This window comes from Kitasatospora sp. NPDC059803 (assembly GCF_042732255.1).
In the GTDB taxonomy this organism is placed as follows: Bacteria; Actinomycetota; Actinomycetes; order Streptomycetales; family Streptomycetaceae; genus Kitasatospora.
Genome location: NZ_JBHWIJ010000016.1, coordinates 5,115 through 22,855 on the forward strand (window position 1 = coordinate 5,115; position 17,741 = coordinate 22,855).

Below are 17,741 nucleotides of genomic sequence, written 5' to 3' on the forward strand. Positions count from 1 at the left end.
ACCGGCGCCCGCCCGCAACCCAAACTGCACCCCGGGCGCGCACAGTGGTCCGGGCTGACGCCGCCGCCCCCCCCCCCCCCCCCCCCGCGCGCCCCGGCCCGCGCGGGCCGGGGCGAGCGGATCACCTTCACGGTGCCCGAGGAACTGGCCGGCCGGTTGCGGCTGCTGGGCCGGCGGCACGGCGCGACGATGTTCATGACGCTGCTCGCCGCGTTCCAGGCCCTGCTGGCCCGCTACAGCGGGCAGTCCGACGTGGCGGTCGGCACACCCGTCGCGGGCCGGACGCGTCCGGAACTCGACCCGCTGGTGGGCTCGTTCATCAACACCGTGGTCGTCCGCACCGACCTCGCGGACGACCCGAGCTTCGCTGAGCTGCTCGACCGGGTCCGCCGGACCGCCGTGGACGCCTACGCACACCAGGACCTGCCGTTCGAGCGGCTGGTGCAGGAGCTGCGGCCGGCCCGCGGTCTCGACCGCAACCCGCTGTTCCAGGTGATGTTCGCCGGCCTGTCCGACCCGGCCGCCGCCCTGCGGCTGGTGGGGACGGAGGTCGAACAGATCGAGGTCGACAACGGCACGGCCAAGGTCGACCTCAGCCTGGTGATAGCCGACCGGCCGACGACCACGACGACCACGACCGGCGCAACCGGCGCGACCGGGACAGCCGGGACCACCGGGACCGTGGCCTTCGACACCGACCTGTTCGACCGCGCGACCGTGGAACGCCTGGTCGGCCACTACCTGCGGCTGCTGGACGCCGCGGCCGGCGACCCCGACCGTCCCGTCTCACGCCTGGACCTGCTCACCGAGGCCGAGCGCGAAGCGCTGCTGGTGGCCGCCAATGCCACCGACGAACCCTTCCCCGCGGACCTCTGCGTTCACGAGCTGGTCGAGGAGCAGGCCCGGCGGACCCCCGACGCGGTGGCGGTCCGCTGCGGCGCCCAGCGACTGACCTACCGGGAACTCGACCGCCGGGCCAACCAGTTGGCGCGGCACCTGCGAGCCCGGGGAGCGCGGCCGGAACGCCTGGTCGGCGTCTGCCTGCCGCGCTCGGCGGACCTGGTCGTGGCCCTGCTGGCCGTCCTCAAGTCGGGCGCCGCCTACCTGCCGCTGGACCCGGACCTCCCGGCACAGCGCATGTCGTTCATGCTCGCCGACGCCGAAGTGCCGCTGCTGCTCACCCAGCGCTCCCTGGCCGACCGGCTGCCGCAGCACGGCGCCGCGACGGTGTGGACGGACGACGAGGCCGGGCTCATCGCGGCCCTGCCCGCGGACCGGCTGCCGCCACTCGCGACGCCCGCCAACCTGGCGTACTCGATCTACACCTCCGGTTCGACCGGCCGCCCCAAGGCCGTACTGGTCCCGCACGAGGGCGTGGTCAACTACCTGGTGGTCCGCGGCCGACAGCTGGACCTCGGCGAAGACGATGTCGTCGCCTCGGTGGCCTCGATCTCCTTCGACGTCATCGTCCCCCAGGTGCTCATGCCCCTGGCCTGGGGTGCGAGCGTGGTGATCGCCCCGTCGGAGGTCGCGGTGGACGGCCCGCGCCTGACGGAGATGATGCGCGAGTTCGGCGTCACCACGCTCATGGCCACACCGGCCACCTGGCTCCTGCTGCTGGACGGCGGCTGGCAGGGCGGCCGGTTCCAGGCGATCTGCGTGGGCGAACCGCTCCAGCCCGCCCTGGCCCGGCGGCTCCTCGACCGGGTCTCCACGCTGTGGAACGGCTACGGTCCCACCGAGGCGTCCGTCGGCTGCGTCACCCGGCGCGTGGACGCCGACCGGGACCTGGCCCGGCCGGGAGGGTCCGTGCCGATCGGCCGGCCGCTGGGCAACCTCCGGATCTACCTGCTGGACCCGGCGGGCGCCCCGGTGCCCGTCGGCGTACCGGGTGAGATCCACATCGGCGGGGCCGGCGTCACCCGCGGGTACGCCAACCGGCCGGGGCTGACCGCCGAGCGCTTCGTGCCCGATCCGTTCGGTGCCGACGGCGGCCGGCTGTACCGGACCGGCGACCTGGCGCGGTACCTGCCGGACGGCAGCCTCGTCTTCCTCGGCCGCACCGACGAGCAGGTGAAGATCCGGGGGTACCGCATCGAGCTGGGTGAGATCGAGGCCGCGCTGTGCGCGCAGCCCGGTGTCGCCAGGGCCACGGTGACGGTGCGGGGCACCGGGACGGACGCCGAACTGGCCGGCTACCTGGTGTGGCAGGACGGGCCCGGTGACCTGGCGGTCCTGCGGCGCTCCCTGCGCGAGACCCTGCCCGAGTTCATGGTGCCCACGACGCTGACCGCACTCGACCGGATCCCGTTGACCACGAACGGCAAGGTGGACCGCGGGGCCCTGCCCGAGCCCGCCCGCCACGGCCACGACGCGGGTGCACTGCCGCCGCGGGACCTGCTGGAACTCCTGATGACCAGGATCTGGGAGCGCGTGCTGGGCACCCCGCGGGTCGGCGTCCGGGACGACTTCTTCGCGCTGGGCGGGCATTCGCTCAGGGCGGTCGAGCTCGTGGAGGCGATCCGGCGGGAGTGGGGGGTCACCGTGCCGCTGAACACGGTGTTCCGCCATCCCACCGTCGAGGGTCTGTGCGCGGAACTGCCCAACGCCTCGCAGGCCCTGCGCCGGCTCGTCGTCCCGCTGGCCGAAGGAGACCACCGCAGGGCGCCGCTGATCCTGGTGCACCCGCAGAGCGGCGACGTGTGCTCCTTCCTCCACCTGGCCGAGCACCTCGCCGAGAACCTGGCCGAGGGCCTCGCCGAACCGCTCGCCGGCGGCCGGCCCGTCTACGGCCTGGAGGCCGTCGGCTACAACACCGACGAGCCGCCACTGGCCACCGTGGAGGAGCAGGCGCAGCGCTACCTGCGGGAGCTGCGGTCCGTCCTGCCAGACGGCCCGTACCTGCTGGCCGGCTGGTCCTTCGGCGGGCTGGTCGCCTTCGAGATGGCCCGCCTGCTGGAGGAGGAGGGGAACCCCCCGGGATTCCTCGGGATCATCGACGTCGGAGCGCCAGCGCTCACCGACGCGTCCACCAGCGGAGCCACCGACGGGCCCACCGGCGGGCCCGACGGCCATGACGCGCACGGGACGGCCCGGTTCGCGCTCGCCGCCGGGCTGCCCACCGGAGCCGTCGGAGCCATCGGAGACCTCGACGAGCAGGACGCCCTCTCCCTGCTGCTCCACGACGCGCACGCTGGCGAGCGCCTCCCCCTACGCGTGCGCACCGAACAACTGCGGCGCATGGTAAGGGTCTTCACCACCAACGGCGACGCCGCCCGACGCTACCGCTCAACCGCACGGCTGCGGACACCGATCCACCTGTTCACGAGCGCCGAGGAGCACCCCGTGCTCGCCGCCCCGGTCGTGGTCCCCGCCCGGTGGCGCGACCGCACCCTGGGGGCGTTGAGCGTGGTCGAGGTGCCCGGCAACCACCACGACATGCTGTCGCCGCCCCACGCCGCACCCTTCGCCGACGCGCTGTCGGCCATCCTGGAGGAGCTCGGATGAGCGACGGACACGAGCTGCCGTTGTCGTCGGCGCAGTCCGGCATCTGGTTCGCCCACCACCTGCGCCCCGGCAGTCCCGCCTACAACACCGGCGAGTACGTGGACATCCCCGGGCCGATCGACCCGGAGCTGTTCGAGACGGCCGTGCGGCGCGTGGTGGACGAGACCGAGTCCCTGCGCGTTCGCCTCATCGACGGTGCCGAGGGCCCCCGGCAGGTCGTCACCCCGGCGCCCGACTGGTCGATGGACCACGTCGACCTCACCTCGGCACCGGATCCGCTGGGGGCGGCCGAGCGCTGGATGCGCGCCGACCTGTCCACACCGCTCGGGCTCACCCGGGACCGGCTGTTCCGCCAGGCCCTGTTCGCCATCGCGCCGGACCGCTTCCTCTGGTACCAGCGCGTCCACCACATCGTGGTCGACGGTTTCAGCATGTCGCTCATCGCGCGCCGCGTCGCCAAGACCTACACCAGACTGGTCGAGGGCAGGGGAGGGGCAGGACCGGCCTTCGGGCCGCTGAGCCTCCTGCTGGCGCACGACGCGGCCTACCACGCGTCGGAACAGCCCGAACAGGACCGGGCGTTCTGGGCGGACCGGCTGGCCGGCCGGCCGGATCCCGTCAGCCTGGCCAGCCGCTCGGCGGCCGCCTCGGACGGCTTCCTGCGCCGTACCAGCGCCCTCGACGCGCCCACCGTGGCCGCGCTGCGGCGGGCCGCACGACCCGCCGGGGCGAGCTGGCCCAGCGCCTTCACCGCAACGGTCGCCGCGTACCTCCACCGCCTCAGCGGCGAACGGGACATCGTGCTCAGCATGCCGGTGACCGGACGCACCGGCTCCTCCGGGCCGGCCGTCCCCGGCATGGTGGCGAACGTGGTGCCGCTGCGGCTGCGCGTGCACCCGGAACAGGGCCTGTCCGCACTCGCGCGACAGGTGGCCGAGGAGGTCGCCGCCCTGCGCGGGCACCAGCGCCACCGCAGCGAGGACCTGCGCAGGGAGCTGGATCCGGCCCGGTCGGAGCGCGTCCTGTTCGGGCCCATCGCCAACATCATGTCCTTCTACTACCACCTGGACTTCGCGGGCGTCCGGGCCACCGTGCACAACCTGTCCAACGGGCCGGTCGAGGACATCTCGTTCTCCGTCTACGACCGCTCCGACGGCACCGAGCCCCGGCTCGACGTCGACGCGAACCCCGCGCTCTACTCCGAGGCCGAACTCACCGCCCACCAGCAGCGCTTCCTCCGGTTCCTGGACGCGGTGGCCGCCGACCCGGACCGGCCGATCGGCCGGCCCGACCTCCTCACCCCCGAGGAACGGCAGCGGATGATCGTGGCCGTCAACCGCACCACGCAGCCGCTGCCGCACCCGACGGTGCCGCTGGCCTTCGCGGCCGAGGTCGGGCGCACACCCGACGCGACCGCCGTGGTGTGCGGCGAAACCACCCTGTCCTACGCGGAGTTGAACGACCGGGCCAACCGGCTGGCCCACCGGCTCATCGCCCTGGGCGTCCGCTGCGACAGCACGGTGGCCGTGCTCATGGAACGCTCCGTCGACGTGGTGGTGTCGGTCCTGGCGGTCAGCAAGGCCGGCGGCGCCTACGTGCCGTTGGACACCCGGGCCCCGACGGCCCGCCTGCGCCGGGTCCTGGACGACACCGGTGCGGCGGTGCTGCTCACCCACCGGGCCACCCGGGACGACGCGCCGTCCCACGGCACACCGGTCGTGGTCGTCGACGCCGACCCCGGCCTCGCCGACGAGCCGGCCACCGACCCCGTCGTGCCGCTGCGCCCGGACCACCTGGCGTGCGTCCTGTACACCTCGGGGTCCACGGGCACGCCGAAGGGCGTGGCCCTGACCCACCGCAACGTCATCAGCCTGACCGCGCAACGCTATTGGCGCGAAGAGGACGGCCCGCGAGTCCTCGCGCACTCCCCGCACGCCTTCGACGCCTCGACCTACGAGTGGTGGGTGCCGCTGCTCAACGGGGGCCGGGTCGTCGTGGCCCCGCCCGGCGAGCTGGCGCTCTCGGACCTCCACCGGCTCATCGTCGATCACCGGGTCGGTGCGCTGTGGCTGACGGCCGGGCTGTTCCGGGTGTTCGCCGAGGAGTCGCCCGGCACGCTGGCCGGGGTCGGCCAGGTGTGGACCGGCGGTGACATCGTGCCGGCCGATGCCGTCCGGCGCGTCCTGGCGCGGTGTCCGGACTCCGTGGTGGTCGCCGGGTACGGCCCGACCGAGGCCACCACGTTCACCACGCGCAGGGTGTTGCGCCCCGGCGAGCCCGTGCCCGACGTCGTCCCGCTCGGCCGACCGGTCGACAACAGGCGGGTGTACGTCCTGGACGAGGCGCTGTCGCCGGTGCCGCCCGGGGTGGCCGGCGTGCTGTACGTCGCCGGTGCGGGCGTGGCGCGCGGATACCTGAACGACCCCCGCCGCACGGCCGGCCAGTTCCTGCCGTGCCCGTTCGGCGAACCGGGCGAGCGGATGTACCGCACGGGCGACGTGGTCCGCTGGAACGCCGAAGGGGAACTCGAGTTCCTCGGCCGCGCGGACGAGCAGGTCAAGCTCCACGGCTTCCGCATCGAGCTGGGCGAGATCGAGGCGGTGCTGGCCGGGCACCCCGACGTCGCCCAGGCGACCGTGGTCGCTGGCCCGGGTGCCTCGCCCGGCCGACGTCTGATCGGCTACGTCGTCCCGGCCGGGGACTCGGGGCTCGACCCGGCGGCGGTGCGGGAGCACGCCTGCGCGGCGCTGCCGGACTACATGGTGCCCTCGGCGATCGTCACGCTCGACGCCTTCCCCCTGACGCCCAGGGGCAAGATCGACCGGGCCGCGCTGCCCGTCCCGGAGCTCGCACCGGCACCGTCCGGGCCCGGGCCGCGAACCCCGGCGGAGCAGACGATGTGCGCGCTGTTCGCCGAGGTGCTCGGCCGGCCCGCGGTGGGCGTCGACGACGGCTTCTTCGCGCTGGGCGGCAACTCCCTGCTCGCGACCCGGCTGGTCAACCGGGTGCGGGTGAGGTTCGGCCGTGAACTCACCCTCGGCGCCCTGTTCCAGGCACCCACGCCGGCGCGCCTGGTCGAAGCGCTCAAGGACGCCCCGGACGCCGCGGCCGTACCGGCCCTCTCACCACGTACACGACTCTGACCGCGATCAAGCGGTCAAGCGATCACAGGAAGCACCTCGGCATGGTCCACACCCTCTCCCATCCCGACGAAACGCCGGCACCACCGGCAACACCCGCGACACCGGAGACCCCGATGGCCCCGGAAACCCTGACGGCCCCGGCGCTGGGAGTGTCCCAGGTCCGCCGGTACTACCAGCTCGTCGACGCCGGGGACGTGCCCGCGCTGGTCGCCCTGTTCACCCCGGACGCCCGCTACCACCGCCCCGGCTACCAACCCATGGTCGGGCACGCCGAACTGGAACGCTTCTACCGCGACCAGCGGGTGATCCGCGCCGGTGTGCACACCCTGGCCACCGTGGTCACGACCGACGACGAGGTGGCCGTGCACGGCCTGTTCCGCGGCGTGCTGCACGACGGCGGTGAGGTCGAGCTGCGGTTCGCGGACTTCTTCCGGATGACGCCGCAGGGCCGCATCGCCGCGCGCGACACCTTCTTCCACGTGCCGGCGGTCTGAGGCGGTGGACGCACCCGGTGACACCGCGCACCACGTGCTGCGCGTCGGCCACCGCGTCAGCCACCGCGACGGTTACCGCGACGGCGATGGCCACGGCGACGGCCCACGCGGTCGCGCGTTCAACCCCGACGGGGACACTTCAGTACAGGAAAGCGGGAAGCAGTTGACCAAGACGGTCCTCACCTCCGACATCCCGGCGTTCGTCGGCAGCGGACGGCCACCGTTCGACGCACGGGCCATCCACGAGCTGGTCGCCGAACAGGCGGAGCGGGCCCCGCACGCGCCCGCCGTCACCTGCGACGGGCGGACCCTGACCTACCGGCAGCTCAACGACCGCGCCAACCGGCTCGCCGGGCGGCTGCGAGCGGCCGGACTGGCGCAGGAGGACGTCGTGGGCGTGCTGGTGCCGCGGTCGCCGGAGCTGATCGTGGCCCTGCTCGCTGTCCTCATCGCGGGCGGGGCGTACCTCGGACTCGAACCGGACGACCCGGCCAGCCGCCACGCGCTGCTGCTCAAGGACGCCGGCGCGGACATGGTGATCGTCGGAGAGGCCTTGGGGGAGCGGCTGCCCGACACCGTCGTCACGGTGACGGTCACGGTGACGGAAGGCGGCCCGGCGCAGGAGCCGGCCACCGGGCCGGCGGCTGCGGCCCGCCCCGGCGACCCGGACCGGCTCGCCTACGTCAGCTACACCTCGGGCTCCACCGGCGAGCCCAAGGGCGTCGGCGTGCCCCACCGGGCGATCGACCGGCTCGTCCGGGGCGCGGACTGGGTGGACGTCCGCGCCGAGGACGTCTTCTTCCACCTCGCGCCGGTCGCGTTCGACGCGTCCACGTTCGAGATCTGGGCCCCCCTCGTCAACGGCTGCCGGCTGGTCCTCTTCCCCCCGGTCGCCCTCACGCTGGAGCACGTGGCGCGCGTCGTCCGCGCCGAGCGCGTGACGGTCCTGCTGCTGACCACCGGGCTCTTCCACCAGATGGTGAGCTCCCACCTGGAGGCGTTCGCCGACGTGCGGCACGTCCTCACCGGGGGCGACGTGGCCTCGCCGGGCCACGTCCAGCACCTGCTGGCCCGCTACCCGGAGCTGCTCTTCACCAACGGCTACGGGCCGACCGAGAACACCACGTACACGACCTGCTGGACCAGCAGCACCCTCCCGGAGCTGCGCAGCGTGCCGATCGGCCGCCCGATCAGCGGCACCAGGGTCGCCGTGCTCGACGGCGACCTCAGGCCGGTGCCCGTCGGCGAGTGCGGCGAACTCTACGTGGCCGGGGCGGGCCTGGCCCGCGGCTACCTGGGCCGCCCGGCCGCAACGGCCGAACGGTTCCTGCCCGACCCGTTCGGGACCGAGCCGGGGGCCCGGATGTACCGGACCGGCGACCTCGTGCGATGGCTGCCCGACGGCACGCTGGAGTTCGTCGGTCGCGCGGACGACCAGGTCAAGGTCCAGGGCTACCGCGCCGAACCGCGCGCCGTCGAGGTCGAGCTGGAACGGCTCGCCGAGGTGCGGCACGCGGTCGTTCTGCCGCAGGCCGATCCGGCGGGCGGCACCCGGCTCCTGGCCTACGTCGTGCCCGCGCAGCCCGATCCGGCGGGCAACGCCGACCTCGGTCGGCGGCTGCGCCACGAACTGCGGGACAGGCTGCCGGGCTACCTGATCCCCTGGGCGATCCTCGTCCGCCCCGAACTGCCGGTGAACCGCAACGGCAAGATCGACCGCCGCGCCCTGCCCACCGCCACCCGGGTACCGCGCAACGTGGCCAACGAGTACGTCCCGCCCGTCACCGAGGTGCAGATACGGCTGACCGAGTTGTGGGGCGACATCCTCGGCATCGAACCGGTCGGCGTCGACGACGACTTCTTCGACCTCGGCGGGCACTCCCTGCTGGCCACCGACCTCCTGGTCGCCACCCAGCGCGAGTTCGACGTGGACCTCCCCGCGCAGATCCTGTACCTGTCGCCGACCGTCGCCGAGCTGGCGACGGCCCTCACCGCCCGGATGCGGACGGCGGGCCCGGACGGCCTGACGGCGGCCCCGGACGGCCCGGCGGCGGCCCTGGCCGACGGTGCACGGCAGGAGCAGGCCCGATGACGGCGGTTCCCCCGACCCCGCGATGCCCGGTCCTCGCCCCGCAGCCCGTCGACCTGATCGACCCCGACCTCTACCACTCGGGCGGGGCGCACGAGGTGTGGCGACGGCTGCGCCGCCACGCCCCGGTGAGCTGGCAGCCGGTCGGCGACATCGGCTACTGGTCGGTCGTCGGCTACGCCGAGGCCAACCGGGTGCTCCGCGACCACGACACGTTCACCTCCGAACAGGGCACCCTGCTCAACCTCCTCGGCCAGGGCGACCCCGCCGGCGGTCGGCAGATGGCCGTCACCGACCCGCCCCGGCACGCGCACCTGCGCGGCCCGCTGCAGCAGGCGCTGTCGATCAAGACGGTGGAGAACGACCGGGAGGCCATCCGCCGGGTCATCGTCGAGCTGCTCCGGCCGTTGGCCGACGGCGGCCCGTTCGACTTCGCCGCCGCCATGGCGACCCTGCCGATGGCGGTGATCGGCACCATGATGGCGCTGCCGGAACAGGACTGGACGCGGCTGGTCCGGCTCGCCCACGCCTGCATCGCCGCGGACGACCCCGAGTTCCAGCTCTCCGCCGGACCGCAGGCCACCCTCGTGACCGCCCACCGCGAACTGTTCGCCTACTTCCAGGACATCGTCACCGCGCGTCGCCGCGCACCGGGTGACGACCTGATCAGCGTGCTGCTCACGATGGAACTGGACGGACGCCGGCTGTCGCCGGGCGAGATCGTGTCCAACTGCTACAGCCTGCTGCTCGGTGCGACCGTCACCACCGCCCAGCCACCGATCGCGGCGATGGTCGAACTGGCCGGGACGCCGGTCCTGGACGAGTGGGCGGCACACCCGGAGCTGCTCGGCAGCGGCGTGGAGGAGGCACTGCGATGGGCCTCGCCCACCCAGCACTTCATGCGCCACGCCACCCGCGACGTCGAGGTCCGGGGCGTGCCGATCCCCGCGGGGGACGCGGTCGTCGTGTGGCTGGGGTCGGCCAACCGCGACGAGACCGTGTTCGCCGACCCGGACACCTTCGACATCCGGCGGCGACCCAACAAGCACATCGCGTTCGGCGTCGGCGCGCACTACTGCATCGGACACACCGTCGCCCGGGTGGCCCTGCGGATCCTGTTCGCCGAACTGCTCGGCCGGTTCACCGGCTTCGAACTCGCCGGGACACCGCGACGCATGCGCTCGAACATCATCGCGGGCTTCACCCACCTGCCGATCACCGCGCGGACCCGCTAGGGCGTGTCTTCAAACCCCCGCAGCCGCACCCGAGAAGAAACCCCACCCGGAAGGTCATCAGTGAACGCTCCGCCGGCCCGTACCCGCAACAAGTGGTTCCTGCGCGAGCCGTCGCCGGTGGCACCGGCACGGCTGTTCTGCCTGCCCTACTCCGGCTGCGGAGCGAGCATGTACCGCCAGTGGCCGTCATCGGTCAACGGCGTCGAGGTCTGCCCCGTGCAGCTGCCCGGCCGGGAGAACCGGATGCGCGAGCCCGCCCACACCACCTACGAGGCGCTGGCCGACGACCTCTGCGAGGCGCTGCGCCCCTACCTGGACCGTCCCTACGCGCTGTTCGGGCACTGCGGCTCCGCGTTGGCGGCGTACGAGACCGCCGTACGGCTGGTCGAAAGGGGCTGCCCCGCCCCGACCCGGGTGTTCGTCTCCGCCGAGGTCGCGCCGCAGGACGGCCCCTACGGCCGCTTCCTCGGTATGAACGACGACGAGCTGGCCGGCGAACTGCGCCAGCTCGTCGCGGAACTGGGCGGCACCCTGGAACCGAGCCTGCTCGCGCTCTACCTCGGCGTCCTGCGCAACGACGTCGACATGAACAAGCGGTACCACGTGGCCGAGCCGGTCCGGCTGCCGTCCCCGATCACCGCCATCGGCTGGACGGAGGACACGGGCATCGAGCCGTCGCTGATGACCGGCTGGTCGGCCTGCGGCGAAACGACCTTCGAACTCCTGGAGGGAGGCCACTACCGCTTCATCGAGGCGCCGACGGACCTCCTGGCGCTCCTGGTCGCAGACCTGACGCCCACCCGGCCCGGCACCCTCTGACACCTGCACCCTCTGACACCTGCACCCGGACGAGCCGGCCGGCAGCACCGATCCGCAACGGGCCCCGGCAGAGCGGTGCTCTGCCGGGGCCCGCAGGCGTCAGTCGGTCACGGCGTGGGGCCGAGCCTCTGCCAGGCGTCGCTCTTGCCGGGCTCGTCCGTCGCCTTGTTCCACCACTTGGCGCGCCAGTAGAAGCCGTTCCACGACGCCGTCGAGGCCCAGGCTCCGTCGGGGTCCCCGGCGATGATCTTCGTGCTGGAGGCGGTGGCGCTGTTGGCGGGGGCGGCGAGGTAGGCCGGGGTCTTCCACCAGTCGGTCCCGTCGGCGAAACCGCCCAGCGCGTAGGAGCTGCCGTGCTTGGGGCCACCGATGACCTGCCGGTCCAGCGCCGGCTTGCCCGCGGTGGCCTGGTCCGTGCTGAGCGGCACCAGACGCCACCACTGGTCGATCTTCCCGTCGCAGTCCCGCACCGTGAGTGTGCCCCTGGCCGTGGTGGCGCCGAGGCACTGGTCGTGACCGCTGGTAGCGGACTTGATGTGGTACCAGCCCTGGTCGTCCTCGCTCACCGTCCACAGCTGGTTGGCGTTGCCGGTCTGCTTCATCGACAGGTGGGCGTCGGTCCAACTGCCGGGGTGGTCGAGGACGTTGCCGCTGTTGCGGTCCTCGATGATCCACTTGTCGCCGGTCTGCCAGAACGCGAACGAGGGGTTGGGGTTGTAGGCGTGCGCCTGCCACGGCGCGGCCTGGCACTGGGCCCCGGACACCGTCGGAGGATCGACCGTCGTCACCGCGCGGCGCTTGTCGCCGGTGGATCCGTAGTCCTTGCCGCCGATCCTGAAGGTGACGTTCGCCGGACCGGTCACGGGCAGGTAGTACTTGATCTCGATGTCCTTGGACTTCCCCGCCGGTACGTCCTCGCAGTAGCCGAGCTTGATGGTCACCCGGTGGAAGTCGCCCTTCAGCCCGCCCGCGTTGGGCCCGGTGTGACCGGGGACGATGCCGCTCATCTCCTTCCAGGCCCCGTCCTTCACCACCGGCGGGGCGGAGGTGGGGAGGTCGAAGGAGATCTCCGTGCCCTGGGCGAGGGCGACCTTGGAGTTGTTGGTGATCCGCAGCTTCGGCTGCATCGGCCACATGTCCCCGAGGGTGGTCGGGAAGTCCACCAGCTCGGCCTTGACGTCGATCACCTGGGAGGGCAGCGGCTTGCCGCCGCCGGTGGTGTTGCCGTACGCCCCCGCGCCCTTGAGCGCGTTGTCGAGGCGGGTGGTCAGGTCGTAGCCCATGCCCCACTCGCCGTTGGAGCGCTTGGTGTAGTCGCCGGCGAGCTCCCAGATCATCGCCCCGCCGATGCCCTTGTCCGCGATGTACTTCACCTTGGCGTCGATCGACTTCTCGTTCTCCGTGGAGAGGAACACCTTCTTGGCGTCGTTCCACAGCCACGACGACTGGAGCGGGTCGGAGTACTTCTCGGCGTAGCTGCCGGTCAGCTTGCCGGCGCCGGTGGCCGGGTCGACTCCGTAGGACTTCAGGTAGCCGGGGGTGCGGCCGTCCTGGAGGTTCTTGGTGTGCCACAGCGGGTTCGACCCGGCGCCGACCTCGCGGCCGTCCTCGGTGTCGTGCCACACGTTGTCGATGCCGGTCGCGCCGAGACCGCAGTCCTGGCCGTTGGCCGGGCCCCGGCCGCCGACGCCCAGCGGGCACTTGGACTGGTCCGGCATGGCGGAGGTGCCCCACAGCCCGTCCGTGCCGCCCTGCACGCTCTGCCAGCCGCGGGAGTAGTAGGGGATGCCGAGGTTGATGCGGCCGGGCGGGAGGGCGCCGCGGTAGTAGTGGTAGGCCCAGTCGATGTTGAAGTAGCCGTTCTTCTGGTAGTCCTTGGTGTCGGCGCCCTGGTCGTTGTAGATCCCGGCGGCGGCCAGCTCGTTGTCCTGCCCGGTGTCGTAGAGCGGGGCCTGCGGGCCGACGTACTTGTTCCAGGAGCCGTGCAGGTCGTAGCTCATGACGTTGACGTAGTCCTGGTACTGCAACGACTGCCCGGCATCCAGCCCGCGCACGAGGTAACCGGACGCGGAGCCGGCCGAGGTGAGCAGGTAGTAGCGGCCCTTGCCCGCGCCCGCCCGGTCCAGCTTCTCCCGCAGCGTCTTCATCAGGGCGTTGTAGCCCTGCTGGAGGCCCTTGCGGCGCGGATCGGAGACGTCCCAGTCGTTGGGGTTGCCCGTGTTGGGCAGCGCGGTCGGGTACTCGTAGTCGATGTCGACCCCGTTGAACCCGTACCGGTCCAGGAAGTCGGCGACCGAGTCCGCGAACGTATCGATGCCCGCCTGGTTCACCGAGCCGTCGGCGTTGGTGGCCATCGCGTAGAAGTTCCGGGTGTCCGCCCAGCCGCCGACCGAGATCAGCGTCTTCACGGCCGGGTGCTTCTTCTTGTAGGTGTTCAGCAGGTTGAAGTGGCCCTTGTACGGGAGGGACGGATCCATGGCGTTCCGGTCGCCGTCCCAGGTCATGCCGGTGGCCGGGTTCTTCGGGTCGTTCACGTCGCCGATGCTGATGCGATTCCCGTCCACCTTGGCGAAGGCGTAGTTGACGTGCGTCACCTTCGACCAGGGGATGTTGGACGCCAGGTACGCGGGGTCTCCCGTGGCCCCGGCGCGCCATCCGGTGAAGTACCCGACCGTACGACGGGTGCGGTTGTTGCCGACCCACTCCCGGCCGGCGTTGTCGTACACGTCGCAGTAGCGGGCGGCGACGCCCGCGGTGGGCGTCATGCCCTCGGGCCGGCAGTCACCGGAGGAGGCGGGCTTCGCGCCCCGGTCGTCCGCGGAGTCGTCGAAGGGCGAGCCGGCGTCACCGACCTCCTGCGGTTTCTCCGGGGTGAACCCGGTGGCCTGCCACCGCTGCCCGGGGTCGTCGGACGCGCAGTCCTTGAGGGCCAGCGTCTCGTCCGGGCCGGCAGCCGTCAGACACAGGCCGCCGTTGCGCAGGCGCGTCCATCCGCCTCCCGCGTCCTCGGCCTGCCAGACCTGGCCCGCACCCCCGCCGTCGTCCTTGGCCAGCCGCGCCTCGTGCCGGCCGGTGTCATGGGCCAGGACGGGCCCGCCGTCCAGGGCGCTGACGAGCTGCCACCCCTCGGGCGTGGCACGTGTCCACCACTTCTGCGCGGCGTTGCCCTTGGCGGCGAGCACCTTCACCCGGGTCCCCGGCTCCGGGTTCGCGTTGTCCACGTCGGCGACGAGGTCACCCTTGGCGGACTTGAGGGGGCCGGCGCGGTCGATGGGCAGGGGGCGCGGGATGATCTTGATGATCGAGGTGTCGATCTGCCACAGCTGGGTGGCGGCCAGCGGCTCCTCGGTGCTGCACGGCCAGAGCGCGCCCCACGTCCCCCAGGGGGTCAGGCACCACTTTCCGCCCTCAGTCGTGATCCGGAAGGCCAGTTCGTTCCTCTTCTGACGTTCGAGCGTCCACAGCCGGGGCGTATCGGAGACCGAGGCCCACTGCCGCGTTGCGCCACCGTCTCCTTGCAGGTACTGCCCGCTCTCGTTCCGGATGGTGGTCTCCAGCCGCCCGCCGGGCTCGGGCAGCTCACCGTTGATGAACCATCGGCTGAGCTGGCTGTCGTCCGGACCGGTGGACACCCACTTGGAATCGGAACCGGCCCGCCGGAGCACGCCCGCGTCGCCGCCGGCGGAGCCCTGCGGAACCGCGGAGATCTTGACGGTCTGCCGCAGCCCCACGCCGTCACTCCCCTTGCCGGGCGTTCCCGCGCAGGTGAACGTCCTGCGCCGCCCCGGGGTCTCGGGCCCCGCGGCGGCGAAGGCCGTCAGGCAGGCGCCGAGGGCCTTCTGCCCGTACGCGTTGGGGTGGACGGCTTCCTGCTTGTCCCCCTGGGATCCCCAGAGCCAGCCCTTGGACATGTCGAACTGGTAGGGGATCCACCGGACCCATTCGGCGTCCGCCTCAGGCAGCGGGTTGGCACGCGAGTTGCCGCTCGTGGCCTGTTTGGCGTTCTGGTTGCACAGTTCGTGCCCGGCGAACGCGTCCTCCACGTTCAGCAGGGACGCCCCGGTTTCGAGCGACGCGGCGCGCAGCACCGCGGTGAGGTCCGGCATGAGCTCGTCGCGGGCCCAGTCCGCATCGGCGTTGCGGAAGGGGCATCCCCCGGTCGTGTAGCGGGTGGGGAAGCCGTACTGCATCTGCGTGCTGCGGGGCAGCGGATTCGGATACGTGCTCAGCACGAGCTCGTAGTCCTCGCTCGTGTATCCGGCGTCCGTCATGACGGAGCGGATCTTCTGCAGGGCGTTGTGGACGCCCTCCCGTGTCTTTTCCAGTTTCTCCTGCAGCGGGGTGGTCTGTCCCGGCTTCTCCTGCAGCGAGGTGTCCGGGGAGCCGGAGTTGCAGGTGCCGCTGAACACTCCCACCCAGTAGCGCTGGACGCAGTCGCGGATGATGTCGGAGAAGCCCAGGTCGTTGCCGCCGATGGACACCACGATCGTTTTGACGTCGTAGTCCTTCGCCAGTCGTGCGAGCTGTTCGGCCTGCGGGGCCTCACCCTGGTACGCCTTGTCGATGATGTGCTCGGTTCTGGCCCCCGAGCAGGCGATGTTGAAGCGGCGCTCCCTGGGGATGCCGCCGAACACCGCGCTCATGATGGGCGCGACGTCCGAGCGGTCGCAGCGGTTTCCGCCCTCGTACGACGTGGCGCCGTAGACGCAGTCCTGGCCTCCCCCACAGCCGTCCTTGCGGTCGGTGCCCCATACGTCGCCGCTGGGAGAGGCGTTGGCGTTGCCCGCCCACCGGCCGCCCTCGCCCGAGATGTAGCTGTCGCCCATGGAGACGACCGCGCTCGAGTCCTCACACGCGTCCCCCGCTGCGGCCCTGGGTGTACGGCCTACCGGGTTGTGCACCGTGCTGTACGTCCATTTGCTCATATCGCACGGATCCGCGCGGTCGGGCTCGGACCGGACCGGCAGGTGGTCTGCCCCGGTGCCGCGTTTGACGGACACCCTCAGGTTCCTCAGCTGGTCGTGGGCCACCACGTAGTCCAGGGCGCCCGCGCTCAACTGCGTAGACGCCGGCGGGCCACCGGGAACCTGGTTCGTGGTGGCGTAGAACTTGTTGTAGGGCTCACCGTCGCCCGGAGCCGGCGCGAGGGTGTCGGGGAGGCTGTTGAAGTCCCCCATGATCTGCCACGGCTGGCCCTGCTTCTTGGCGCGGACGGCGTTCACGAGGGCGCGCGTGTGGGGATTGACCGCGGGCCCGACGCGGATCGACGCGGCGTGGATGTCGAAGTACCACGTGCCACCGAGCTGGATTCCGAACGCGGGACGAGACGTGACCCACCTGTTGTTGTCCACGGTCGGCGTCACGATGTCGAGGCGTTCGATGTCTTGCCCGTCATCCGCGGGCGCGAGGCCCTCTCGGACCCAGATCGCCATCGATTTCGGCGCGTTGCTGCCGATGTCGGGATCGTCCTCGGGGCCGCCGTCCCCGTCAGCCCAGTTTCCCCATTCCTTCTTGTCGAGGACCTTCAGGTAGTACAGAACCCCTCGCACCCCACGGGCCCGTCCGGAGGAGTGGTACGGCGCCTTGTACAGCCGGTACTTCAGGCTGGATTTACCCCTGTTGTTGACTGTTTCGTGATCCAGTTCGTTGGAGGCCCACTCCAGCTGGCGCAGCTGTGCGCCGTCCGGCGTGGTGGTCGCCTCCTGCATCATGATGACGTCGGCGTCGGGCATCAGGGCTTTGACCTCGCCCCATTTGTTGCCGCCCTGCATGTTGAAGGTGACGGCGCGCAGCTGCGGGTCGGTCAGCGCCATGGCGGGCGCAGGGGTCAATAGCGTGATCAGCGATCCCAGTAGGCCGGCCAGTGCGGCCGCCACCACGGACCGTCTCCAACGCCCCGGCGGACCGGCGAAGGGGGAGAGTGAGGGCGATATGCCCATGAGAATCCTTACTTGCTCACGACGCGCACCGGCCGCACGACGGCGGCCGATCGGCCTGAACCATTCATGATGATTCGTCAACGCACAATAAGATGCGTTTCCCTTGACGAAGGCTCCACGACTGCTCAGCGACACAGAACAGTGCGAAGCGCCCAGTCCCATGACCGTGAAGCCGGAGCATGACTCGCCGAGGCGACAACCGGGCCCGGGAACAGAAAAGGCCGACTCCACCAACGGGATCCGCGACCACCAGGCTGGCCGCAGCTGGTAGACAACCGATGAACACCGCTTCCGGCCGCGCCTGGTCGACGAACTACAGGTACCGGCCCGCGTACAGGGTGTCCTCCGTCGACGCGGACGCGGCCGGAGCGCCCGGCGCGGACATCGACGTGAACGCCAGGAACAAGGCCGTGCCTATGGCGGCCAGTCGTTCGGGCCGCGGCCCGCGTGGCCACACCAAGGGGAATCCCACTGATCGCGCCTCAACTCATCTCCGCATAACGCCCGCATCGCGG

General features: G+C 71.8%; 7 protein-coding genes. 6 read left to right on the forward strand and 1 reads right to left on the reverse strand.

The genetic code is table 11. The annotated features are described in order from the left end of the window. Window positions 1-54 precede the first annotated feature (54 nt). The 6 genes from ACFV6I_RS04485 to ACFV6I_RS04510 all read left to right on the forward strand — a co-directional run bounded on the left by ACFV6I_RS04485 (window position 55) and on the right by ACFV6I_RS04510 (window position 11,287). On the forward strand, window positions 55-3,507 hold the full coding sequence (locus ACFV6I_RS04485) for an amino acid adenylation domain-containing protein (protein ID WP_380423556.1): 3,453 nt from the start codon (window positions 55-57) through the stop codon (window positions 3,505-3,507). Beyond that, window positions 3,504-6,650 (forward strand): amino acid adenylation domain-containing protein, encoded by a 3,147-nt coding sequence (locus ACFV6I_RS04490; RefSeq protein WP_380423533.1) that lies wholly within the window; start codon window positions 3,504-3,506, stop codon window positions 6,648-6,650. The genes ACFV6I_RS04485 and ACFV6I_RS04490 overlap by 4 nt, the downstream gene beginning before the upstream one ends. Before the next feature lie 113 nt (window positions 6,651-6,763). Continuing rightward, window positions 6,764-7,144 (forward strand): nuclear transport factor 2 family protein, encoded by a 381-nt coding sequence (locus ACFV6I_RS04495; protein ID WP_063352271.1) that lies wholly within the window; start codon window positions 6,764-6,766, stop codon window positions 7,142-7,144. Between the two features lie 163 nt (window positions 7,145-7,307). Further along, on the forward strand, window positions 7,308-9,236 hold the full coding sequence (locus tag ACFV6I_RS04500; RefSeq protein WP_380423534.1) for an amino acid adenylation domain-containing protein: 1,929 nt from the start codon (window positions 7,308-7,310) through the stop codon (window positions 9,234-9,236). Then, window positions 9,233-10,468 carry a cytochrome P450 gene (locus tag ACFV6I_RS04505; RefSeq protein WP_380423535.1) on the forward strand — a complete coding sequence of 412 codons (1,236 nt, stop codon included), beginning with the start codon at window positions 9,233-9,235 and terminating at the stop codon, window positions 10,466-10,468. Before ACFV6I_RS04500 ends, ACFV6I_RS04505 begins: the two co-directional genes overlap by 4 nt. Window positions 10,469-10,528: 60 nt before the next feature. Further along, window positions 10,529-11,287 (forward strand): thioesterase II family protein, encoded by a 759-nt coding sequence (locus ACFV6I_RS04510; protein ID WP_380423536.1) that lies wholly within the window; start codon window positions 10,529-10,531, stop codon window positions 11,285-11,287. Window positions 11,288-11,394: 107 nt separating this feature from the next. Here the strand turns inward: ACFV6I_RS04510 and ACFV6I_RS04515 are convergent, their stop codons facing one another. Beyond that, complete coding sequence (locus ACFV6I_RS04515; protein ID WP_380423537.1) at window positions 11,395-17,100, reverse strand: glycosyl hydrolase family 18 protein; 5,706 nt, start codon at window positions 17,098-17,100, stop codon at window positions 11,395-11,397. Between the last annotated feature and the right edge of the window lie 641 nt (window positions 17,101-17,741).